The following is a 24,310-nucleotide window of genomic DNA, read 5'->3' as shown; positions in this document are numbered from 1 at the left end:
TATTCATTACAAAACCACCGATTACAAAGACAAACCCACTATTGTTCGGTACAAAAGATATATATTTTCCGATTAATTTCATTAATAAATAGAGATTTATATATAATGTACACGTACCTTAGTATATAGATATATTATTTTCCGCAAATAATACATAGAGCTATCTGGAACTAGATATATTAATAACACGTACCTTCGCTGCTCAAAAACATCACTTACAATAAGAAACCTCCTTAAAAGCATAACGCCGAATACTGCCATCCCGTAACGCTAGCAAAAGATGCCCGGTTGATTCAATATCATGGATACAGGCCTCGAATTCTCCCGCCTCATCCCTATAGGCATGATAGCCCTCCCTCCTATACAATGCGGATTGATAGCGGATACGAATATCCTCGTATTCCTCTTGGAGGAGAGATAAATAATAGCGATAGAATACCGAGAGGAAACGGTCCAAAACCTCTTCTCGATCTACTTCCTTACCGATTATTTGAAACAAAGAAACAGGATTCGGAGCATCTCCCCGAAACACCGCTTGATTCAAGTTTATGCCGATCCCGATGATGGAGCAATATAGATTATGCCCTGATAGATCGTTCTCGATCAACATTCCGCAAATCTTCTTATCTTTCCAGTAAATATCATTCGGCCATTTCACCGTGACATGATCCGTATATGAGTCTAACGTCTCTTTTACGCTCAAGGCCGCTATTTGAGAAATCAAGAATTGGCGATTTGCAGGGATACACGTAGGGTACAGGACTGTACTAAACATCAAGTTCTTTCCCGCCTCAGACTCCCAGACATTCCCTATCTGCCCACGTCCGGCTGTCTGGAAATCAGCGACAACTACACTTCCTTCCGGAAGAGATGCCTTGATAACCAGCTCACGAAGCAGGCTATTCGTAGAAGTGGTTTCCGCCACACGCAAGATGCGAGGAGATTCATTATCAGTGCTCATCATTATAAATCTCCCTTATATTTTTTGGTAGTTTAGCGATCACCTCCCGGTAAGAGTGGAAGATCCAACGTTTAACCTCCTCGTCCTCCATATCCCGATCCAGATAAATGCTATTCCAGTATTTCTTATTAAAATGATAAGCCGGCTCAACCGCCGTATACCGTTCCCGTAACTCTTCCACATAGTCCGTACTGCATTTCAAGGAGACATGAGGCTCCTCCGCATCCAAAGGAAGCAGCAGGAACATCTTATTCTCTACCTTAAAGACCAGCGATACCTCATCGAACGGGAAACACTCGATGGTATTCTTCAAGGAAAGGCAGTATTCACGTACTTCTTCTATATTCATAACTTTTATCTTTTAACGGCAAGGAGCATAGAAAGCATCTTCGATATGGTCGATCAGGAAACCCGTCTCTTTCTTGATCAATGTCACGATATCAAAACGGACTGGTAAGTCTATATTAAAATAACGGACATAGGCATCCGCAGCGGCGACAATCCTCCGAATCTTCTTGGTGTCTACCGCATCTTCCGGTGAAAGCAAAAAATCCTCAGAGCGTGTCTTTACCTCCACCACGATTAACTCATCTTCCTTGACAGCGATAATATCCAGTTCATAATGATGCCAATGCCAATTGGTATGCAACACGTTATATCCATGTTTTACCAGATAGGCACGAGCCTCAGACTCACCTTCCCGACCCATATCGTTCTGTCTTGCCATCGCATTAATTTGCACAAATATAGCCATTTTCTTTGTTATTCGGCTATTCACTCGTACATTTGCAAATGTATGAGAGAAGAACGTAAATATTCATCGGCTCACCCCAATCATCCGAGGGTACACAAAGTGACCTTTATGCTGAATGACGAAGAGCATAAAGCGGTAAAACGTTACCTTTCACGCTACAAGATCGAGAATAAGTCCCGTTGGTACCGAGAGACGATCCTTTCTCACATCCTCAAGACCTTGGAGGAGGATTATCCGACTCTTTTCAACGAAAATGAGATGAGAAGATGAATCCTTTCAATGACGAATATTTCATGAAGCAAGCGTTGGTGGAAGCTCGTGCGGCAGCGTCCGAGGGTGAGGTTCCCGTAGGAGCTGTTATCATCTGCAACAACCAGATCATAGCGAGGGCGCATAATCAAACCGAATGCTTGAACGACGTGACCGCACATGCCGAGATGTTGGCGATTACGGCCGCCGCCGGAGTCTTAGGAGCGAAATACCTAACAAATTGTAGTCTATACGTAACCGTGGAACCCTGCATAATGTGTGCCGGCGCGATCGGATGGGCACAATTAAGCACGATCGTATACGGGGCATCCGATGATAAAAGAGGTTTCTCCAAATTCGCCCCTCAAGCCTTCCATCCGAAAGCGATTATCAAAAAAGGTATCCTTGAAAAAGAGTGCGCGGAAGAAATGCAGCGTTTCTTTAAGCAAAGACGCTAAGCTCTATTTAACTTCCTCGTAATCCACATACTCCCCTTCATCCTTGGCGAATATCTTCTTACGGTGCACATAAGGTGTACGATCATCATCATCGTCCCGGGCGGTAGTAGTCGTAGAACGATGTCCGGAAGTATTGCTATTTGTTTGACGACGTTGTTCTCCCTTACGAGTGCTGTTTCCGCTACCAAAAAAGATGTTCTTAAAGGTACGCAAGATGGAGAAACCCATCAGAAACACCAACAGGATAAAGAAAAAGAATATTACAAACAAAAACTTAAACATAATCCGATACTTAAATGATTCTTTACTATCACAAACACAAAGATAAGAATTCTTGTTTATCCCTTTTTGTTAAAAATAGACAAGACTATATATAACAGGATGGTTCCAGAGATTCCCAAGAATCCCCATAACGCCACGAAAATAATGGCACAAGCGATCAATATATAGCGAAGCTCATTACCCTTCCACGCTAAGGATTTCACCTTCAGCGAGAACATCGGTATCTCAGACACCAACAGCAAGGAGGTAATAAACGCCAAGATAACAGTCACCAACACGAACAAGCCTTCATTCGCATGGACAACCGGTAAAACAGAATACCCAGCCGAAGCCCAAAATAAAGCATGCGCCGGAACCGGCAAGCCGATAAACGAGGTAGTTTGCCGTTCATCAATATTGAACTTAGCCAAACGCAAACCTGAAAACGTAGGGATCACGAACGCCAGATAAGGGATATACGTATTCAATGAGCCAAAAGGCAAAGCCGTAGAAGCCTCTCCCAACAACCAATAGACCACCATGCCCGGAGCGAAGCCGAAACTTACCATATCTGACAAGGAATCCAATTCCTTTCCCATCGGCGAGTAAGCCTTCAATAAACGAGCGGCAAAGCCATCGCAGAAATCAAAGACCGCGGCTATAATAATCCAAATCAACGCAGATAAAAAATTTCCGTGCAAGGCCATAACACTGGCGACACACCCGGACAGAAGGCTCAGACACGTAATTGTATTAGGAATATGTTTTCTTATACTCATTTTGACAAACGGGCTATAGGCGTTTGATTGCCTGTTACTTTTTGATCCATCTCTATTAACACCTCTGTTCCTACCGGCAGGTAGACATCCACGCGAGAACCGAATTTAATAAACCCCATTTGCTCGTCCACATGACATTTCTCCCCCGGCTTGGCATACGTAACGATGCGGCGTGCCATCGCCCCGGCAATCTGACGAGCCAAGACATCCACCCCGTTCCTCGTGGTAATCACGACCGCCGAACGTTCGTTCTCCGTACTACTCTTCGGCAGATAAGCCGCCATAAAACGCCCGTTCTGGTGGGAAACATGCTTAACGGTACCGTTTACGGGAAACCAATTGGCATGTACGTTGAAGATAGACATAAAGATAGATATCTGTAGGCACTTCTTATGAAGGATCTCGTTCTCCATCACTTCCTCGATGGCAACGATCGTACCATCGGCGGGAGCGATCACCAAGCCTTCCGAATCATAAGGAAACCGACGGAAAGGACTACGGAAGAAGTTTAATACCAATAGGAACAATACGGTAGAAACAAAAGCGACAGAATAAAACAGCATACCCTTACCTACCGTATGGTACAAAGTTATATTCACAATAAATAATATTGTAAACAACGTAAGCAGTAAACCGGTTCCTTCTTTATGTACTTTCATTCTTCTTTGACTGTATCGTTTTATACTAAGAATCTGCAAAAATATTCATTTTTACCGAATATCAAAAATATATCACTTATTCACTGCCTCTATTTTACCTAACTCTACATACCAAAGGTATCCATCGACCCGCTCGAAACCCATTTTACGAATTAATTGCAGGTAATTTCTTACCTGATTAGGATGGCGCTTATCTTGCCGTTCGCCAAATTTATAATCCACGACAATTACCTTGTTATCTTTTATCATCACCCGGTCCGGGCGTTTAGACAAGCCTTTACCGAACAGGATATCCACTTCATTCAAGACACGGGCGGAACCATCATACCAAGCCTTTACCTCCTCCGCTTGCAATAATTCTTCCAGACGGCTGATCAACTCCGCCGCTTCCTCCCGATTAATCACCCCGGCTAACCGATAACTTTCGACCGAAGCAGGAATATCTTTCGGCGTACGTATCCGGCTCAATACCTCATGCATCAAGGTACCGTGCTTCCGCCTGGCATTATCGAAAAAGAACCCTTTCCCATGCAGGCGTAATTGTAAACGATCATCCGGGGAAACGGAATACAGGCGGCTCATGGGGATTTCCTCCAAGGTATCTTCTGCCGTTCTATCCGAAGCTGGATGCCACCATTCGCCCCTTTCAAAGGTATCATCCTCGATATCCGTCTCCACCCCCGCCCACAATAGATCGGCGATGGAAGTTATCTTCTCAACCTTACCTTCCTTGTTGATCTTCCTCGGACGGGGGGAGAATACGATCAGTTCTTCTTTCGAACGGGTAAAAGCGACGTATAAGGTGTTCAAGTTATCGATGAAAGCATGCAAGCGCTCCTTGAAATAATCCTTGGCGAAAATCGTGCTACTCAGGATCTGTCCGTAACGGACAGGAACTAAGTGCAGGCGGTCAAACGGCTTCTTCTCCGGGTGGCACCAAAGGATAACGGGCTTTGTCGGCTTATGGTCGATCTCCCAGTCCCCGAAAGGAATGATAACGACCTTAAAACCTAAGCCCTTGGATTTATGTACGGTCAAGATGCGGATAGCGTTTTGCCCATCCGGGGTAGCGATCGTCTTTCGATAACCGGTCTCGTCCCACCATCTCAAGAAACGGTTCAAATCCGCGCTTTCTTTTTGGGCGTACTCGGAAACCATATCCAGAAAGGCTTGCACGAATACCTGTTCCGTTTCCGGGAAGTAAGCGGAGAAGTTACGGAAGAGCCCTTCGGTTACCTCGTACAAGGATTGCCGGGAAATAGACTGAAGGTTTTGAGAAACAGACTTATCCGCCTCGCTCTCCCCGAATTTTCCGGTTAATACTTGATAGGCATACATCGCCAATTTCCTGTTCGTCTGGTCCTCCGGATTTCGCAAATAGCGCAATACGGCGATCAGGAAACGGACCGCCGGAGAACTACCCACAAACAGAGCATCATCGGAGATGATATCGTAATTGTACCGGTCGGACGGATGCTCTTCCTTATAGGCTAGCAACGTATCAGCCACTAAAGCGCCTTCTTGATTGGTACGCACGAGTATGGCGATGTCTTTTAGCGCGTAACCGTTATCCTGCAAGCGCTCCAAGGTAGCCGGCAAGCGCTCCATCGCCTCTTGCTCCCACTTCTTCTCCTCATCGCCGGACAAGAAATCGATCCGTACATGTCCGTCCTTCTTCTGGAAAGGGGGAGGGACACGCTGAATGCTCTTATCATAAGCGGTCATGATCTTCGTGAAAAAGGCCGTGCGTTCTTCCTCGTTTAATGAGGAGGTTTTCAACGCTTCATTATATAGATCTTGCAGGATTGCCGGAGCGGTGGTGAAGAACCCGTTATTAAACTCCACGATATGGCGGCAGCTTCGCCAATTATCCATCAGGGTTTCCTCACGGACCTGTTCCTCCTCGAAATCCCTGCGGACTTGCTCGTCCAATAGCTTCCAATCCGAGTTACGGAAACGATAAATACTTTGCTTCACATCGCCAACGATCAAGTTCGCCCTACCATTCGCCAGACTCTCCTCCACCAAGGGCCGGAAATTATTCCACTGCATGCCGCTGGTATCTTGGAACTCATCGATCATATAATGATCTACGTGCGTACCCGTCTTCTCGTAGATAAAGGGGGCGTCGCTGCCACTGATGACCTTATTCAGCAACTCGGTCGTATCGGCGATCAGCATCACATTCTTTTCTTCCCGGTAAGAGGCGATTTGCCGGGAGATATCGGTTAAGATCCCTAACGTATAATAATAACGCACGATCTCCCGGGCCGTGTTATAGGCCGTCAGGTTGGCGAACAGGGATACGATATTCTTTACGCAGGCATTCAACCCTTCCTCATATACACACCCGATGATCTGCCGGAGGCCCGGTGGAGTCGTCTTGGTCGTATAGGCCTCCGGATTATCCGGCAAAGCTTGGAACGTGGCTGTCGGCTCTTTCATCTCACCTTTCGCCAGCTTCTCGAAATAGAAAAACGGGGAACGGCTTCCCCCCTTAAAATCCGAGGGTTGTAACGCAAACTGTTTCAACAACGCCACTCCCTCCTCTCCTAAACGTTTCGCCTCCGCCTCTACGGAGCGGATAATGGCGTATAGCTCATTCTTATAGGCATTAAGGGCCTGCTTATCCGCGATATCTCTGCCTACCTCCTCGCTGAATGCCTTATAACTCTCTTTAAAGACCTCCCGACTGAGCGACATGATATCCTTCCGCAAGCTCCAGCCGCCACCATCCTCGATCTTGTCCTCGGCGAAACGCAGCAACCAACCTAGCAAATCCTTGCTCTCCGGCTTCTCCAGATCGGCCAGCAGGTTATCGATCGCCTCGGTCAAGACCAGTTCTTGGTCCATCTCGATGCCATAGCCGCCTTGCAAACCGATCTCGCGGGTAAAGGCACGCATCGTTTGCTGGAAAAAGCGGTCGATCGTACTGATATTAAAGGCGGAGTAATCGTGCAGGATAGCGACCAAAATCTTCCGGGCCTGCTCCCTCACCTGCCGCTCCGTTAAGGAATAGGCGGAAGAGAGTAGCTGGATATAATCGGACGTGCGGCCGGAAGCAAGGTGATAAAGTTCTTGGACGATACGGGTTTTCATCTCATCCGTCGCCTTATTCGTAAACGTCACGGCCAAGATCCGGCGGAAAGCGCCCGGCTGGGAGAAGAGTAACATCAGGTACTCCCCTGTCAATTTATGCGTCTTGCCCGCCCCGGCGGAAGCCCTATAGATTGTTAGCATAGCGATCGGGGATTAGATCGTACGGCTTTTCGAATAGCCCTCTTTCCGGAGGATATCCAACACCTTGGCACGCAGGTCCCCTTGGATGATTATCTCCCCGTCCTTCGCGGAGCCGCCTACGCCGCATTTCACTTTCAAGAGTTTCCCCAAGGCGGTCAGATCCTCGGAAGTGCCCCGGAACCCGGTGATCAAGGTAACCATCTTCCCTCCCCGGTTCCGTTTGTCCAAGGAAATACGCAAAGCTTGTTTCTCCTTCGGCAACGTATCTTCCTCCTCCGTATCTCCCGTATTATATTGAAAATCGGGATTCGTGGAGTACATCACGCCTAATCGATCTTTCCAGTCGTTCGTCTTCATCTCTATTCTGATTTTAGGAGATCAAAACTACGGATAAATCTTGGGATAGGCAAGCAGAGGAAGACGAAAAGAATCCCTCCTTGATTAATAAAAATCTGCCGGAACGATATATAAACCTTTCGATCCGGCAGAATAAATAATGGTATTAATATTTTGAGGAAACAAAATTATCGCTTCGCAAAATCAATAATCATATGCCGCTTATATTTAAAGTTAGAGTCTCCTTCATCCCCATGTATGATCCAATCGCCACCTATGAGATAAAAACCTTCATCATAAGTTCCTCCCCAGCCCCAATTCATTCGAAAATAATTAGCCGTACTGGATACTGTATTCGTTTTAAAAATGCCGGATCCTCCAATGATGTTTCCATCCGGATCTTTCTCATACGAATCAGAATCATCCGACACCCATTCAAAGGTTCGTTCTGTAGAACTCTTCACCGCTCTATAACCATCAATAATCCAAGAATGGCCATCTTCATATTTGTAAATAATCCCTAAAAACTTATTCGTACGGTTTCCATAAGCTTCTATTATTACCGGCATCCCTTTCTTAACGCTATTTAATGCTACTGTCGCATCAAATTCGATATATCTAGAGGAAATTCCCCAATTCAAAAATACAGGGATTAATTTTTCTGAAGCTGAACCAGAAGATTCCGCACCATATTTCATACCGACCTCACATCCTATATACGCTATCAAAATAGAAGATTTTAATTTCGCCGCAGAAGAAGCGTATTTATTTGTTCCCATCTCCGCCCAGACCGCAGAAGTAGGATTAGCAAACGAAGCTGTAGAATTACTAACAGACCCGACATATCCGCCCGCTGAATACATTTGCGCTGGCACTCCGAGTTTATTATGCAAGAAATACATCATCTGAGCACCAGATATAGCGACACAACCAGCCACGCATTTTGCGGTTGAACCATCTACAAACGGAACACTACTATTCCAAGGATCCTTCTGGCCCCAATTAGTTTTAATTAAATGATCACTCGTGCTAATCTCATTAGGTAAAGGCGTTTGCTTAATTAATTCCCAATGTCCATTCTCCTCTAATGGGGCCAAGTCCGTATCATTCGATTCATCAATTATACTCCACTGCCGAGCATATCCTAGATTCAAATCCTCATCTTTTGATTCCTTTATCTTAGATACATCTCTCGCTACTTGATCTAACCACACAGACTGAAAAGGGTTCGACTCTTGGTCAAAAGAACCCTCCTCTGAATACGCCAAAATAATTGGAGTTCGTTTGTCCCCGGATATAACCTGCCAACCGGGATTCAGATTCGCCACGTACAACAGCGTATCATTCTGAAAGACGATTGGAGTTATATCTAAATCACCCGATTTTGTTTCCTGAATTTTAGTCGTTCGTTTGATCACTTTTACGACTTCCGCCATAGATACATTCAGGTTCGTTTCTGTTTTTAACGAATCCGGTGTTGGCTTATCTTGCGGAGGAAAATCAAGAAGAGGATCACCACATGCTTGCAATGCGGCCAACAATACTAGAATAGATACACATTTTTTCATTTTCTTGCGTTTTTAGATGAATAATACAGAAAATAATGTTCACGGCTCACAAAGAATATAGACTCAAAAATCAATGTCGCAATTTACATAATAAATAATCAATAATACAGAAAAAGCAAAATAATAAACCTCGAAAAAAGATCGACAAGAAAATCGCCTCGCAGCAACCGGGACGAGTGCATTCTATTTGTTTTTTTAACATCTAGCCTCCCAGAAGTTTCTACGGCTCTGTCGAGGGGTAGGTACAGGGTCCTAGAAATTCCTACGGCTCTGTCGAGGGGTGAGTACAAGGCCGTAGAAGTTCCAGCGGCCCTGTCGAGGGGTGAGTACGGGGTCCTAGAAGTTTCTAGCGCGTTATCCCGCGTTATTCCAGCCTTAAATTTGTATCGTAAGCGCTAACTCCTTACATTTGGGAGATCACAAGTTTCTTGATCATTCATTTTTAAATCTAATAGACATGAGAACAATTAAAGCTTTCAATTTGTCCCCACTTCACGTGGAGGAGGATTTCGGATTCCTGAAACAATTCCACGATGAGGCGGTAACGCTACGAGGCGGATCGGGTGGAGACTCGGAGAGCCCCGACGAGATAGCCGACGAGGTGAACCCCGTGCTGGACGGCCAGATCAGCGCGTTCGAGACCAAGTTAGACGCATTCGACGAGGCGCTGAAATCATCCAGCAGCCTGCCTTCCACAGCCTTGGCGACAGACGCTGACGTGGAGCGAGACAGCGCGTGGCGGGGCGCCAACGCTTACGTAAAGGCCATGACGGAGCATCCGGACGTAGCCACCGCCACCGCCGCTATGGAGGTCAAGAGGTTATTTGATACCTATGGCGACCCCACCAGCCTCGCCCAGACTGAGGAAAGCGGAGTGCTGCACAATCTCATCCAAGACCTCAAGGCGCTGGACGCCGAGAAAGCGCGGCTCTTGGCGCTCACCCCATGGATCAACAACCTAGAGAACAAAGAAAAAGCCTTCAAGGAGGCGGCCCAAAAAAGAACGGACGAAAAGTCGAGAGTCATCGTAGGTGTCGTGAAGCAATGCCGTTCCGAGGCAGACAACGCCTACAGGCAGCTGGTGAGCACCGTAAACGCCCTTTGCTTGATTGAGGGCGAGGAGAAATACACTACCTTCATTGATCACGTGAACGTGATGATAGACGAGCGAAAGACGATCCTACGTACCCGGTCTACTATCAACGCAAAGAAAAACAAAACGGACATGCCTGCCCAATAAATCACCCCGGCAATATGCCCCGGCGGATAAATCCCGCCGGGGTATATCCCCTATCTCCTCCCAAGAGCTTTATTTTCAGGCAAACCTCTTGCTTAATAAAGCGGAATCACTACATTTGCTGCCAGAATCACGTTCGCTACATATATCGCTTAGAATTAACGGCCATGAGAAATATCATTCTTTTTATTTTTATTATACTAACGGTCCACTTGAACATGAGTGCGCGAGGCTCCGGCGAGAAACCGTCTATAGTCGTACTGCACTCCATCAACTTTGAGGAAAGCTGGACGAAACAGACCTATCTTGATATAGAAAATAAATTCGGGAAGGAAGGGTTTACCGTAAAGGCGATTCCCTTACAGATCCCCGGTATCCGCACGATGGAAGGTTTTCAAGAGAAGAGACAAATGATCCTAGAGAGAGTACCTGTGCCACCCACCTTAGTCGTATGCATAGGAGATCCCTCTTGGCTTATCACCCGCCCGTTGTTTGACAAGGAATGGAAAGATGTTCCCTCTATCATCTGCTATGCCAGAGATAATATGTACCCGAAAGAAGAATATCTGATAGATCTGGATACCAACGCACTCGAGACCTTAACCCCCATCACGGACGTAGTAAAAGGCTATAACGCCACTTTTATAAAATACTCAGTCTATATCAAGCAGACGATCGAGCTAATCAAAAAGCTACAACCGGGATTAACTAAGCTGGCCTTTATTTTCGACCATCGTTATATAAGTCAGCAAACGAAAGCGGATGTGGAGGCCGTGCTACGGAAAGATTTCCCGGGCATCCAATTCGAGCCGTTGTCTACGACTTCCATTTCCACCGAGAACTTATTGGACAGGCTGGCCTCTTTCGACAATAAGACCGGCGTCCTTTATTACTCATGGTACAGGACCCAGAAGGACAACGAGAATCGTTACCTAGTCGATAACGTCCAGAAAATGATTAACAGCTTCTCAGTTCCCCCCGTCTTTACCTTGCAAGACGTACAAACAGAAAACGGGAATTTCGCCGGGGGATATTATGTTTCTCCGGAGGATTACGCGCAGGTGACGGCCAACACGATCGAAATGATCCTCTCGGGAAAAGATAGCAAAGAAATCTCTACCCTGACTTCGGGAACCCCGAAGACTTACCTGAATTACCAACACCTATTGCTTCACCAAATCGATCCCGGCTTATATCCCCCAAACGCCACTTATTTCCAAGAGCCTCCCGGTTTCTTTCAGAAATACAAGGTCCATATCATAAGCCTACTCGTCATTCTGGTGTTATTGATAACGATAGGGATATTACGGGTACACCTCTTTATCCAAAAGCAAAAGGGCAAAGACAAGGAACTACGAATCGCACGCCAAGCGCAGGACTTAAACCAGAAATATCAACTCGTCTTGAAAGCCAGCAACATGATGACATGGACGTGGGACGTAAGAGCCGAGATCATAGAGTGCAATAATGTCTACCTCACCCAAAGATCCGCCCGTGACAAAGGCGTAAACGGGATATTCAAGATGTCACCCAATGAGTTCTATAGCGGCGTGTACCCGGATGACCTAGACCGGCTCCGTGATAAGATGGAAGCACTTGCCTCCGGCGAGGGCCAACCAGTAGATGAGGAAATCCGCTACCTAGACGATACGGGGGAAAACTATATATGGATAGAAATTTACGCCATCACCGGCAAGACCGATCCCGTCGGTAAACCTATCTACCTGATCGGGGGAACTGCCCTGATCCACCAACGCAAGCTGATGGAGCAGGAATTGAGGGACAAAGCGAAGGTAGAGGAATCCAACCGGCTGAAATCAGCCTTCCTAGCGAACATGAGCCACGAGATACGTACCCCGCTGAACGCTATCGTAGGGTTCTCGAACCTGCTCGCCCAAACAAACCCCTCCGAGGAGACAAAAGAATTTTGCGAGATCATCGAGACGAACAACGAACTTCTCCTTCAACTCGTGAACGATATTCTGGATCTATCGAAGATCGAGGCCGGGCAAATGGATTTCATCTATTCCGAGTTCAAGGTATCCACGCTATTCCGGAGCTTATACCAGACCTTCCAAAGCCGGGTGAAAGGCGGAGTCACTCTCTATTGCGAGATACCCGAACAGGATTGTGTTATCTATTCCGAGAAGAATCGCTTGACCCAAGTGATCACCAACTTCCTCACGAACGCCTGTAAGTTCACGTTCCAAGGGTCTATCCGCATGGGATACAAGGAGAGGGAAGATGGATTATACTTTTACGTAAAAGATACCGGAAAAGGTATTGAGCGGAAGAACCTCCCGCACGTATTCGAGCGTTTCGCCAAATTCGATTCCTTTATCCAAGGAACCGGACTCGGGCTATCCATTTGCCAAACGATCCTAGAGAATCTTCACGGGAAGATCGGCGTAGAGTCGGAAGAAGGAAAAGGGAGTACTTTCTGGTTTACGATCCCATGCGCTGTATCAAGACCGTAGCGTAAGCCGAGATCCCTTCCTGCCGTCCGGTGAAGCCCAGCTTCTCCGTGGTCGTAGCCTTGATAGAGATATCCTCCTCGTCCACGTTCATGACCTCGGCCAGCGTTTTCTTCATCAGAGGGATATGGGGATTCAATTTAGGGCGTTCGGCGGCTACGGTGGCATCGATATTACCCAACTCATAGCCCGCGTCTCTCAAAAGCTTCATGGTGTCACGAAGCAATATCTTGCTATCAATGTTCTTATATTCACCTGCCGTATCCGGGAAATGATAACCGATATCCCGCATATTGGCCGCTCCCAGTAAAGCGTCACAGACCGCATGGATCAGCACGTCCGCATCGCTATGTCCCAATAGGCCCAACGTATGCTCGATCTTAATCCCGCCCAGCCATAATTCCCGGTCCGGCACCAAGGCGTGGACGTCATAACCAAAACCTACACGTATCTTCATACCCATTTATCTGAAAAGGTTCTTGATTCCATCCATATCGAACGACAAGGAGAAGCGCAATGTCTGGTCCAACGGGTTACTCTGTACCGTACTGATCAGATAAGCGGCATCCAACTGGAAAACACTCATGCGGAAACCGGCACCGACCGAGAAATACTGACGGTTTCCCTGATATTTATTCTCATAGTAATAACCGCCACGAACAAAGAACTGCTGATTGTAATTATACTCCAGACCGATAGAGGCCATAATCTCCTCTAACTCGCCCTTGAAGCCATTCGGCGAGTCACCGAATGATTTGAAGATACCCGTGATCGGGGACATATTGTTATATTCATCATGTTTTTCCTTATAAGCAGCCTCATCCTCGGGAGTCGTACCTTCTTGAATAGGTTCGGTAGGAACTAAATATTTACTCAAATCCACATAGATACCGATTTGGTTATAATCATCGATCGGATACAGCAAACCGGTTCCAACCTTTAACATCGTAGGCAAGAATTGGTTGGTATTTCCGCCGTCGTAAGAGACCTTCGTACCGATATTGGAGACATTAAAACCAAAGCTCCACAGGCACTCGCTATTCCCTAAGATCACGTATTTCTCCAGATAACCGGCGATATCAGCGGCAAAAGCGTTATCCGGAACCATATCCGCATCCGACGAGGCACCCATGTCCGAACGAATATAGCGCAAGGCGACTGCCATAGAAAACACATCCGATAATTTACGGCTATAACTTACATCAAAAGCCATCTCATAAGGATTCAATATGAGCTGATTACCCATTCCTCCATCCCGGCTTTCCTGTACTTCTCCTAAAGAGAAATAACGCAAAGAAGCTCCGATCGCCTGCATATCGCTATCGCCTAATTTATAATAACCGGCCAGATACGCTAAAGCCACATCATTCACCAATTTACGTAACCAAGGCGTATAGGATAAAGCGACTCCGGCCTTACTATAGCTAAAAGCATACTTAGCCGGGTTCCAGTATTGGGAATTCACATCCGGCGTAGTAGCCACACCGTTATCACCCATAGCACCTCCGCGAGCGTCGGGCGCGATAGACAAAGACGGTATCGCCGTATTAATCGGGGCGAATTTATGTTTAACATCGTCTGCGCCTCCTTGGGCATATAAAGCCGTAAATGCCGTCAAAAAGCTGAAAACCGCTAGTAACAGACTGAATCTTGAAACTCTTACCATATATTCTATTCTAAAAATACATTTACATTTATCATTCCTAGAGGGTAATAAACATACCCCCATGCTTATTATAAACTAATTACCCGATACTTTATTGTGCGAGAATGATTAATTTATTCGCTTTCGTCGCCTCTTTCGAGTTATTCGTACTAATCGCCGCCCGATACAGATAAACTCCCGGGCGCAACCGCCTGCCACCGTTATCCGTCAAGTTCCAAGTTACGATATAAGCCTTAAACAACTCGGAGGAACCGCTCTTCTCGGTACTCCATAGGAACTTACCGGTCATATCATAAACCATAACCGTCACCTTTAAGTTCGACTCCGGACGATTGTGATGCAGAAAGAATTCCACTTGATCCCGTGCCGGATTCGGGGTGGCATACATCTCGATCAGATTAGGTTTCAACCCTTCCGCCACCTCAAAAGTAAAGGTATAGGTCGTGGAGTTATTTAAGATATCCCACACCTTAAACTCGGCCGTATGCATTCCCGGCTCCAGCTCGGGGATGGAGAACTGGACAAGTCCTTCCCCTTCTTTATCGGGTAATAGTGCATAGTAATTATTCAAGTTATAACTCATGGAAGGCATACTGTCGACCGTCAGCATGATATCATGCCCTACACTACTACCTGTTATATTCACACCGCTCTTGTCCCACAGCCTAGCGACAAAATAAGGAGTCGTATTCACTTGATCACCCTCTACAAAACTAGAATCATTCAAGTAAATCTGCCGGATCTCAGGGCCGATCGTATCTGCCTCCGCATTATCAGCGGTACCGCCAACGATATAATTCAAGAAAGATCCTTGTGCCTCATGCTTGTTCACCTCATCCGAGGCGTAGAGATTCAGTTTTCCCTGCTTATTCGAATAAGAGATATCTTTCGGTACCATAAATGTAAAACTAAATTTTCCTTGCCGTACCGAATCTTGCCCGATATAGATCGTATTCGGGTAATCTGTGTAAGAGAAGCGGACCGTATCTCCTTTTTCATTCGTATTATTGCCCAAGGTGGTCAATGAAGCTTTACTATCCAGCACCGTAGCATTTAGGATACCGGTAAAATCGTTAGCCAAGCCCTCTTTCGTATCTAAGATCTCTCCCTCCACCGTTATTTTCTCCAAAGCCTTAAACGTAAAAGGCTCATCTGATATGGCCTTGCCGTTCACGGCTGTCACTTGCGCCTTATACTCCGGATAGGAGATTCTCAAAGCAGGGTCACCTATCAAAATAAAATTAAGTTTATTGATACCAGACAGTTTCCGCTTGGTCTCCATCATGGCCTCGCCCAAGGTACGGGCCCGTCCGTCACTCTCCCTCTCAAAGAGATTGCGGTAAAGTTCCTTATTCAGTGCCGAGTTACCGCTAGATACAACCACACGGGTTGTCGTAAACAATGCGATCCCTCCACTTTTCGCATTCAAGAAAACAGATTCTCCCGCCGAGGTATTCACGTCATCGAAACGGGTAAAATCGCAAGTCGCCGTCACCCAAATGGGTAGTTTCGTATAAGTAGATTGTAAGATATCCGTCTGTGTCCACACGTATTCGTCAGACCAAGCGGTCGTATTACCATGCCCCGTATAGTTAATCAACAGTTGCCCTTTCTTCAATAATTCAGAGATCCGCTTACGTACATCCGGATACGTTCCGCTATTATCTCGCTTAAACGCATCGAAATAAACTTTATTCGTCAGGAAAGCCCCATGATTTTCCTCTATAAACCGGGCCAGCTGATCAGCTTGTTCCGCATGACTACTCGTATAGTGATCCGCATTGTTACCATCATCCGCCACGAAGGTGATTTGGTTTTTCCAGCCGCCTCTGTCCTCGTTCCGCATATAACCGATTACCTTATCTACCATTTGGGTAGCCTCCGTTACCGTCCGCACGGGAAAACGTCCTACACCTATGCAAATACTGTTCGGCTTATCAAGTGCCTCCTCGGATACATTATCCAATAGCCCATAATAATCATCCGTTACATACGAGAAATTAGAATTATAGAACGATCCTGAATATTCAAACAAGGACGCTCTCGACTGATAGGTCAGCAACATATTATCCCTTGCTATATTTTTCACGTCCGAGCAAATTCCCCGGTTGTCGTAAATACCATCGCCAAACAATAACAGGTATTTTGGAGCGTTACCGGCAGACACGCTACGATCGTAGAACATTTTCATGAACCGGCGGTAAGCGGTAGCGTCAGGCGCACCGCTTGAGAACTCATTATAAATCGACTGAGGATCCACGACTTCCACGGTCAATCCGTCTGTTGCCCGGTGTTCCTCCGCCAACCGTTCCGCTTGCGTTTGGAAAGCTTTAGCCGCTATGATGATCATGTCTTTTTGCTCCAAGGCATGTAGGTTTTGATTCTCCACCTCACCGACAACCTCCGGAGAGATAAAGCTCTGATCCGTCCGTACCAAAACGAACTCCCGTAAGGTACCGGCAGGAATAGAGAAAGTAAGTTCGGAGCCATTCAATTCCGTCTCCATCAGTCTTACCCGCTGAGCATCCGTCACATCAAAGACCAAGGTATTCGCGTTTGCGCCCTGTACCACGAACCGGGAAACATTTCCGATAGAAGCTATACTACGAAAAAAAGTATAGGCCCCATACGGCTGCAAAGTCCTCTTAAAATGTAACCGAACGTAATTTAACCGTACATTGTTATGAGAAGCCGAATTATAAGACACGACCACACTGTTTTTCTCACTCTTCTCGCCTTTCCATACCGCCGTGCTTACCCCTTCTAGCGCCTTCACATATTCCTCTCTATTCGAGCGGATCGAAACGTCCAGAACATTAGACTGATTAATACTCAAAGAAGCGACTCCCGTACCGGAAGTGACTTTGGATACAAAGCTCATGGTTACCTTAGCGTCTTCATTCGTGATTCCCGGAATTGAAGAGAATGTTGATAGGGTTCGGGGGGTAGCTCCGCTAAAATCTTCCCCATACAGCTCCCTACCCGATTTCGCCAACGATACTAATTCTTGCTCATGCACCAAATAATCATCGTAAGTCGTGATCCGATTAGTCGCGCCACTCGCTTGAGCCACGGAAGTCATATCATTCGTCGGAGTGGCATCGGTCACAAAATAATAGCCATACAATGAATAAGGATTATTCGTATGCACGAATGTCTGGCTCGACGAGTCATACTCCCATTTAACCGGCCCTTTCCCGTAGAATAACAGGTAATCACTCCCACGCCAAACCGGTGTAGAAGGGACATCATCGATATATTCCTTACTGAAATCCTCATCCAAGGGCCATCCTCCATAGCCATGGACAGAGACTTTCGATGGGTCCGAGAAACCCATATTCTTCAAATCCGCATAGGATAATTTGTAGATTCCGGTCTTATCCACCCGGATCTTCACCCATTTCCCCTCCGATAACAGGGATTTAGAAGCATAACGGCTACCATCCGCCCATGTATATGAGCAAAGTAATAAACCTATAATGAATATATATATTAATCTTCTCATCTCACATAAAAATCCAGAAGCTTCCGCTCGCCAAGATATCCCTCCAGATGATCGTCGATCTTCACGGGACCTACGCCAGCAGGTGTTCCGGTATAAATCAAATCGCCTATTTTCAGCGTAAAGAAGCGACTTACGTACGCGATAATCTTATCTACCGAAAACAGCATATTCGAGGTATTGCCTTCCTGTACCTTCGAGCCATTGATATCCAGATGGAACGGAAGCCGGTTTACATCCCCCGCTTGCTCCAGCGGAATAAAGGTCCCGATCACAGCCGAATTATCAAACGCCTTACTAATCTCCCACGGTAGCCCTTGCGCACGCAATTTATTCTGCAAATCCCGTGCCGTGAAATCAATACCGACCGTAACCTCATTGTAATAACGATGAGCGAAACGCTCGGCTATATTTTTCCCCAAACGGTCTATCCGTACCACGATCTCCGTCTCATAATGAACTTCCGATGAAAAATCCGGAATAAAAAACGGTTTCCCATCTTTCAACAAAGAGGAGTCCGACTTCATAAAAATAGTAGGCTCTGATAATTCTAACGAATGATGCAGCTCTTTATTGTGAGCGGCATAGTTCATTCCAACGGCGATAATCTTCATATTTTAGTGATTCATTGAGTTCAATCGATTAAACATAACAGCTAAATGCGCATACATAGAAGTATTCTGGACTACGATATGTTCCGGCACCCGTATACGGAACGGGGTAAAATTCCAAAGAGCCTTGATTCCTCCCTCGATAATCCGGTCTGTCACCTCCTGCGCTTTCTCCACCGGCACGGTGATCACCCCGATCGTCGCGCCATATTCTTTCTGCTTGGCAGGAAAATCATCCATATGAAAAACGGGAATGCCATTAATCATGCTCCCGTCCAAATCCTCACGAACATCAAAGCCCGCCACGATCTCCAATCCATATTGACTCAGTCCGGTGTCATGCAACAAAGAAGCGCCCAGACTCCCTACCCCAAACAGAAATGCCTTATGCTGGGATGTAAAACCGAGGAAATCCTCCAGTACGTCAACCAACGCGTTAATATCGTATCCCACTCTCGTCTTCCCGGAGATATTCACAAAAGAGAGATCTTTAGCGACCTGACTAGGATCTACATTTATCTCCTTAGCGATCTGGGTGGATGAGATAAACGTTTCCCCTTTTCCTTTCATCAACTTTACAAACGCAAGATACCACGGCAACCTCCTTAACGTAGGTTCCGGCACTTTCCATGCCTGTTTTATATCATCGCTGGCCATTGTCTAATTTTCCTATTCATGTATAACAAATCATAATTACGCAAGAAGAGATATTATCTCTTGATCCAGTTTTCTAGCCTAAGGTTTGTTATTCTTTGAAAGTGTTTTATATTATCTGTCACTAGAATATAATTACCAGATAAAGCCGTAGCTGCTATCAACAAGTCGAATTCATCAATCATAATGCCGGAAGCACGAAGTTGAGTTTTTCTAAAAGCATATTCCTCGGCAGAGTCCATCAACGAGACAACAGGAAAACGGTTCACAAATTCTTTCACCTTAAGAATTTCCTGTTGACTACGTCCAGAGTTATAGGCACCAAACATCAACTCATATAATGTAATGACCGATAAGAAGCACTTATCTTCACCTATCCCTATCAACTTTCGAGCAACATCCCTGTTACCTCTCAATAAGGATATACAGATATTAGTATCCAATAAATACTTACTCTTTTTCATCTGTCAACGGCATAATATGACGCGTCACATCAAACTGGCGCGAACCACGTATATCTGCAATTATCTGCTCTGTCGAACGTGGGTCATCCCTCCAAGCCCCACACATTCTATTAATGAAGTCTTCATAAGATTCACTTTGAGCGGCCTTCTTTTCTTTACGAGCTTCCTCTATAAGCTTTTCAGCTAGCCATTCTTTATTGCTCGCACTCAGTGACAATGACTTTAGAAAAGCTAAAATACCGTCTAATGAGATGGTTGCTTTCATGATAAATCCTCCTTTTAAAACTGAAAGCAAAGATAGCGCATTTCCCGCAAATCTCCTAATTGGGTTTCAATTATAAAGAATAGGCAAAAAGCCCCGATCGAGAAACCGACCGGGGCTTATTCTTTTTCCGCTTTCTTGCCTCACGGAAATACTGACGGAGAGCTTTAATTTTTTACTTTAGTATTAATATCCCCGCATGTTCAACCTCACGGTTTACTTGAAGACGAATCTCCGCACGGGAATCTTAGAATTATATATCTTCTTCAAATGCTTTTCGCATTCTATATCAAAAGTGCTTATTTAACAACCACTTTCGTAGTCTCACCGTTAACAGTTACGAATACTACACCAGCCGGAGCAGCGATCGTAGCGTTATCAGAAGCAACCACCTCGTCAGCAACTGCCTTACCTAATACGGTAGCGATTGTTACAGTCTGGCCAGCTGCACCCTGTACGGTTACAGTACCGTTACCAGCGATAACCTTAACAGCAGACTCAGCCTCGAAGCCTTCGTTAGATGTCGGAGTGGAAGCGCGGTTGATTACGAAGATTTCAGCCTTAGCTTGATCTTCCGTCCAGAACAATACGTTGTTCAATTGAGCCAGATAAAGAGTCGTTTCTGATTCCACGTAAGGAAGAGAACCCTCAACTTCTGCATCATACTCCTCATTTTTAGCATGCAACTTAGAAACGATGCGATAAGCCTCATCGCTAATCTCAGCGGCTACTTCAAAAGCAACAGCTGCCGGATTCAATTGCATCAAACCGATCGTATCACCATCGATAGCGATAGAGTCAAGACCACATACAGAAGCTGCCGCAAATGCCGCACGATAAGTATCATCACCAGCTACATGAGCATAATCATAGATATTCTCGATCTCTGCCGCATCCGGATCTTCATTATTCTTCTCAATTTCGGCAGAAATATTAGCCGGGTTAATCAAGAAGTTGCGAGTCTCAGCCTCTGCGTTGAATGTCTTCGTAGAGATATAATACAACGGCATAGTCTCATTGAATGTCACACAAGCTGTATCCAACCACATAGTCAACGTATCTTGAGTATAAACATCGCTCTTCAAGATGGATTGACCCTCAGCCTTCAATGCCGCGAAACCATCTTTCTGGTTAGCGATCACCTTGTTATCATCCTCCATCGTGGAGATCTGTACGTGACCGATAGCAGGAGCGCCATAAGCAGGAGCTTCTTGCGTAGCGAACTCGAAGATGACGTTTTTGTCATCACACTTAGTACCTTCCTCTAGGATACCGGAAGCAGCGTTAGCTGTAATAGCAGATTCCTCATCTTCGCCATAAACAATCTTATATTGATTATCCTTACCCATTGATAAGAAAGAAACCTTCAAAGCGTTCTCATTTTCGATAGAGCCATTTTCATTCTCGATAGCCTCTAACTTATAATTGCTATCTGCAGATACAAGAACGTTCTTGCCTAAACGATCCGTAATATAGTAAACAGGTTTAACAACCTTGTTACCTACAGTAGCATACTCAGCCTCTTCGCCCTCTTCAGCAGCAACCTCAGCGGCAACCACTTTCAGTTTCTGAGCGTCAGCCAATTCGCTGTTAGCAACATACATAAAGTTGTCCTTATTAGAAACCATATACAAATCATCAGCCAATAGAGAAACCAAACGGAATGACAAAGCACCGTTCACCTCATCAGCCTTAGTTACTACCTTATAGCCCATCTTCTTAGCATCCTCAACCTTCGGACCTTTTGTCAGCTTAACCGTATCCGTACCAAAAGCGTAAACTCCCTCTTTCTCGTTAATCAAGATGATAGCGCCTTCGATAGGAGATTCTGTGTCAGTTTCTTCCGCCATCATGTTTTTCAAAGAACCTTCTGAAGTCAAATACCACATATAAGCCGGAGTCTCCAAAGAAGCCTTCGCATCTTCCTTCTTAGCACCGTCGCAATTCAAGTACTCATATTTCTTGTAGCGGCTATCGCTTAACCATTTGGTTTCGTCCGCATTCTTTTTATACTTGTTGTAGTATTGTACATAGTAAGTGTAGTCAGCGTCCAAAGCATCCGGAGTCTCAGCAACACCGAATGTAGCCTTAGCGTCTGTCAACTTATCGCCTGAAGCCGCAGTAGCTGTCAAAACCTCCAAGCTGTTAGCGAACTTACCGTAAACCAAAGCACGAGTTGTTTCTGCTACGTCATAAGACATACCAGCATGAGCCTTGTTTTCTTCCGGAGTTGTCGGAGCATAAGTAGGAACACCCTTCGGAGTGATAGTTACCACATAACCGGCAGCGATATCCAACTTGAATTGGAACGCATAGAAATCAGCGGCACGACCGTTCTTCAACAATTCAGCCTCTACAGCAGCGTTTACAGAACCCTCTTTAGCTGCCTCTGTAGGAAGAGCATCAGTAGCTAATTTGAAATAAACATTGTTGTTTACGGTGTTCGTCCATTGAGCGGAGTCAACTACCAAATACTTGCCGGAGTTCAAACGAACGTTTACATAAGACGCGTCATCTGTAGCCACAGCACGGAAAGCCACGCCATCGATTGGGTTACCATCCAAGTTCTTGTCGAAATCAAGAACAGAAGAAGTACCATACAAACCGTTGATCTGAGCGGCAGTCATAGCCCCAACAGATGTTGGTTTAGCGATATTGAACGCCTCTGCGGAATTGTTCTTTTTCACAATCACGCGAGTCTTACCACCTTCTACAGCTGCATCTACAACTTCTCCATCCTTATCCAAATATTGCAATTGGATAGAATAAGTATCACCATTCTTGATAGCCGTGATCTTGCCATCAGCAGAAACCAACCATTTAGACTGGCCGTTACTTACGAAAGAAGCACCTTCCTTGGAAAGATCCAAGCTCAATACGCTACCCGTAGCATAGTTCGTCATAGTCCAAACATCCGTCTGGGTATTGTCTACCTTAGAGCTAGCGAACTTCCACAAAGACTTCTTGTAAACATCCTTCATGATGTCGGAGCTTTTCGGAGCATCCACAACCACCAAACTATCAGCTGTCTTCGCCTTATTTTTTACGACAGACAGAACCTGAGTACCCTCTGTTCCAATCTTAATCTGATGCAACTTACCATTTGTCGGAGCAACCGCAAAAGCAGAGAAAGTTCCGAACAAAGCAGCCGCCAAAAGAGTAGAAAACTTTTTGTTCATAATACTGAAATTAATATTAATACTAGTGTTTATTAAGATAATCAAGCTATTAAATCATTCGAAGGCATTCAATTCTCCGTAAAAACGGCTAGCTTAAACCTTCGTTTAAATCTTGCGTTTTTTAGATCTTCGGAAGGGTGTTCGTAAGAGGAAGCGACGGGTTTGTCAGTGATAGGCTATTGTATTGATAAGAAAGCTAATAAGGATGTGAAAAAATAATGGGTAAGGGTTGCAAGTGTCAAAGAAACGCGTACCTTTGCAAATGCAAGATTTAAACGAAGGTTTAAACTAATCGTTTTATACCTTATAAATATCAATGTACGCACGTACATATTTAATAATATTCTCCATTCAGTCTAACATCTATCAAAAGCTTTCCTTTTTGACATTTTGACAAATTGTAAACTGAACCTCCCAAGAATCGATTTTCCTAGGCCAACGTACAACTCATCGCCAAATACGCAAGAAAAAATCAGTAATCCACTCATTGGCAGAACAATGTCCAAAAACCGCCTTCCGTTCTAGCGAAATTAATTCATCGTAATTCATATCTATTGACTTCTTTTGGCTATTCCATGGGGTTACGACTGGGTTCTAACAGGGTTACAATGCCCATTCACGACTACCGCCAATCCTATTCGTGACTGTTTATAATGCCCAACGGCAGTATAGGCGTTACCCAACGCGACTATATGCGCAGGCTTTTACCGTATATCGTGCGTAAAAAGCCATACTTTTCCATAAAAAACCCCGATTATCGTCTCCCCCTTCCCCCTATTTCACGATGCTAGCAAAAAGGGATTGTCACGATTCAAGCCTTATATCAATCAAAAAGTCAAGGTAACAACCGTTTTCAAGACATCTGATTCTTTCAAGGTTCTAGATATAACGGTAACATTATGACCTTCAAAAAACACGTACATGTTTTTTCAAAAAGACGTACGTGTTGAATTTTAAAAGCGTATCTTTACCGCAAGAGATGGGAAAAGAACCATC

21 protein-coding genes are annotated in these 24,310 nt (G+C 45.3%); 4 read left to right on the top strand and 17 right to left on the bottom strand.

Features of this window, described 5'->3' with window-relative positions; all coding sequences use genetic code 11:
• Positions 1–211: 211 nt before the first annotated feature.
• From NBH16_RS03680 to NBH16_RS03670, 3 genes are read right to left on the bottom strand one after another with little or no spacing between them, the layout of a single operon-like run.
• Positions 212–964 carry a biotin--[acetyl-CoA-carboxylase] ligase gene (locus tag NBH16_RS03680; protein ID WP_250788110.1) on the bottom strand — a complete coding sequence of 251 codons (753 nt, stop codon included), beginning with the start codon at positions 962–964 and terminating at the stop codon, positions 212–214.
• The gene (locus NBH16_RS03675) at positions 951–1,310 is read right to left on the bottom strand and encodes an MmcQ/YjbR family DNA-binding protein (RefSeq protein ID WP_005866809.1); all 360 of its coding nucleotides are present in this window, start codon (positions 1,308–1,310) and stop codon (positions 951–953) included. The genes NBH16_RS03680 and NBH16_RS03675 overlap by 14 nt, the downstream gene beginning before the upstream one ends.
• A gap of 12 nt (positions 1,311–1,322) precedes the next feature.
• On the bottom strand, positions 1,323–1,688 hold the full coding sequence (locus tag NBH16_RS03670) for a YraN family protein (RefSeq protein ID WP_008773876.1): 366 nt from the start codon (positions 1,686–1,688) through the stop codon (positions 1,323–1,325).
• 69 nt (positions 1,689–1,757) lie between these two features.
• On the opposite strand from NBH16_RS03670, the gene NBH16_RS03665 reads away from it, so the two are divergent.
• Together NBH16_RS03665 and NBH16_RS03660 are read left to right on the top strand one after the other, a co-directional pair.
• The gene (locus NBH16_RS03665) at positions 1,758–1,985 is read left to right on the top strand and encodes a hypothetical protein (protein WP_005866807.1); all 228 of its coding nucleotides are present in this window, start codon (positions 1,758–1,760) and stop codon (positions 1,983–1,985) included.
• The gene (locus tag NBH16_RS03660; protein WP_005866805.1) at positions 1,982–2,422 is read left to right on the top strand and encodes a nucleoside deaminase; all 441 of its coding nucleotides are present in this window, start codon (positions 1,982–1,984) and stop codon (positions 2,420–2,422) included. The genes NBH16_RS03665 and NBH16_RS03660 overlap by 4 nt, the downstream gene beginning before the upstream one ends.
• Before the next feature lie 3 nt (positions 2,423–2,425).
• Here the strand turns inward: NBH16_RS03660 and NBH16_RS03655 are convergent, their stop codons facing one another.
• From NBH16_RS03655 to NBH16_RS03630, 6 genes are all read right to left on the bottom strand, one after another.
• Entirely contained in the window at positions 2,426–2,704 is a 279-nt protein-coding gene (locus NBH16_RS03655; protein WP_005861240.1) for a DUF4834 family protein, read from the bottom strand.
• 56 nt (positions 2,705–2,760) lie between these two features.
• Positions 2,761–3,462 (bottom strand): CDP-alcohol phosphatidyltransferase family protein, encoded by a 702-nt coding sequence (locus NBH16_RS03650; protein WP_005866802.1) that lies wholly within the window; start codon positions 3,460–3,462, stop codon positions 2,761–2,763.
• On the bottom strand, positions 3,459–4,121 hold the full coding sequence (locus tag NBH16_RS03645) for a phosphatidylserine decarboxylase family protein (protein ID WP_005861238.1): 663 nt from the start codon (positions 4,119–4,121) through the stop codon (positions 3,459–3,461). The genes NBH16_RS03650 and NBH16_RS03645 overlap by 4 nt, the downstream gene beginning before the upstream one ends.
• Positions 4,122–4,193: 72 nt before the next feature.
• Complete coding sequence (locus tag NBH16_RS03640; RefSeq protein ID WP_250788109.1) at positions 4,194–7,361, bottom strand: UvrD-helicase domain-containing protein; 3,168 nt, start codon at positions 7,359–7,361, stop codon at positions 4,194–4,196.
• Positions 7,362–7,373: 12 nt separating this feature from the next.
• Positions 7,374–7,718: a translation initiation factor gene (locus NBH16_RS03635; RefSeq protein ID WP_005866798.1), complete on the bottom strand. Its 345-nt coding sequence runs from the start codon at positions 7,716–7,718 to the stop codon at positions 7,374–7,376.
• Positions 7,719–7,885: 167 nt separating this feature from the next.
• Positions 7,886–9,265: a C10 family peptidase gene (locus tag NBH16_RS03630; protein WP_196008874.1), complete on the bottom strand. Its 1,380-nt coding sequence runs from the start codon at positions 9,263–9,265 to the stop codon at positions 7,886–7,888.
• A gap of 457 nt (positions 9,266–9,722) precedes the next feature.
• On the opposite strand from NBH16_RS03630, the gene NBH16_RS03625 reads away from it, so the two are divergent.
• Together NBH16_RS03625 and NBH16_RS03620 are read left to right on the top strand one after the other, a co-directional pair.
• The gene (locus NBH16_RS03625; RefSeq protein ID WP_005866789.1) at positions 9,723–10,505 is read left to right on the top strand and encodes a DUF6261 family protein; all 783 of its coding nucleotides are present in this window, start codon (positions 9,723–9,725) and stop codon (positions 10,503–10,505) included.
• Between the two features lie 164 nt (positions 10,506–10,669).
• A complete protein-coding gene (locus NBH16_RS03620; RefSeq protein WP_250788108.1) occupies positions 10,670–12,979 on the top strand; it encodes a sensor histidine kinase in 2,310 nt (769 codons plus the stop codon).
• On the opposite strand, the gene ispF is transcribed toward NBH16_RS03620, so the two are convergent.
• The 8 genes from ispF to NBH16_RS03580 form a co-directional block, all read right to left on the bottom strand.
• Positions 12,948–13,433: a 2-C-methyl-D-erythritol 2,4-cyclodiphosphate synthase gene (gene ispF, locus NBH16_RS03615; RefSeq protein ID WP_005866785.1), complete on the bottom strand. Its 486-nt coding sequence runs from the start codon at positions 13,431–13,433 to the stop codon at positions 12,948–12,950. The two genes, NBH16_RS03620 and ispF, sit on opposite strands and share 32 nt — an antisense overlap.
• 6 nt (positions 13,434–13,439) lie before the next feature.
• Positions 13,440–14,642, bottom strand: coding sequence for a type IX secretion system outer membrane channel protein PorV (porV, locus tag NBH16_RS03610; protein ID WP_005861221.1), 1,203 nt, complete (start codon positions 14,640–14,642; stop codon positions 13,440–13,442).
• Positions 14,643–14,733: 91 nt separating this feature from the next.
• Positions 14,734–18,147, bottom strand: a complete 3,414-nt coding sequence (gene porU / locus NBH16_RS03605; RefSeq protein ID WP_250788107.1) for a type IX secretion system sortase PorU — start codon at positions 18,145–18,147, stop codon at positions 14,734–14,736.
• Entirely contained in the window at positions 18,144–18,758 is a 615-nt protein-coding gene (locus NBH16_RS03600; protein WP_005861219.1) for a fumarylacetoacetate hydrolase family protein, read from the bottom strand. The genes porU and NBH16_RS03600 overlap by 4 nt, the downstream gene beginning before the upstream one ends.
• Positions 18,759–18,761: 3 nt before the next feature.
• Complete coding sequence (locus NBH16_RS03595) at positions 18,762–19,412, bottom strand: redox-sensing transcriptional repressor Rex (protein ID WP_005866780.1); 651 nt, start codon at positions 19,410–19,412, stop codon at positions 18,762–18,764.
• Between the two features lie 53 nt (positions 19,413–19,465).
• On the bottom strand, positions 19,466–19,873 hold the full coding sequence (locus NBH16_RS03590) for a type II toxin-antitoxin system VapC family toxin (RefSeq protein ID WP_005866778.1): 408 nt from the start codon (positions 19,871–19,873) through the stop codon (positions 19,466–19,468).
• Positions 19,860–20,138, bottom strand: a complete 279-nt coding sequence (locus NBH16_RS03585) for a hypothetical protein (RefSeq protein ID WP_005866776.1) — start codon at positions 20,136–20,138, stop codon at positions 19,860–19,862. Before NBH16_RS03585 ends, NBH16_RS03590 begins: the two co-directional genes overlap by 14 nt.
• 296 nt (positions 20,139–20,434) lie before the next feature.
• A complete protein-coding gene (locus tag NBH16_RS03580) occupies positions 20,435–23,314 on the bottom strand; it encodes a DUF6383 domain-containing protein (RefSeq protein ID WP_250788106.1) in 2,880 nt (959 codons plus the stop codon).
• Between the last annotated feature and the right edge of the window lie 996 nt (positions 23,315–24,310).

Source organism: Parabacteroides sp. Y3-G-102 (assembly GCF_023656845.1).
Lineage (GTDB): Bacteria > Bacteroidota > Bacteroidia > Bacteroidales > Tannerellaceae > Parabacteroides > Parabacteroides distasonis.
Note: the sequence above shows the minus strand (reverse complement) of the source record. Positions and strands in the feature narration are given on the sequence as shown.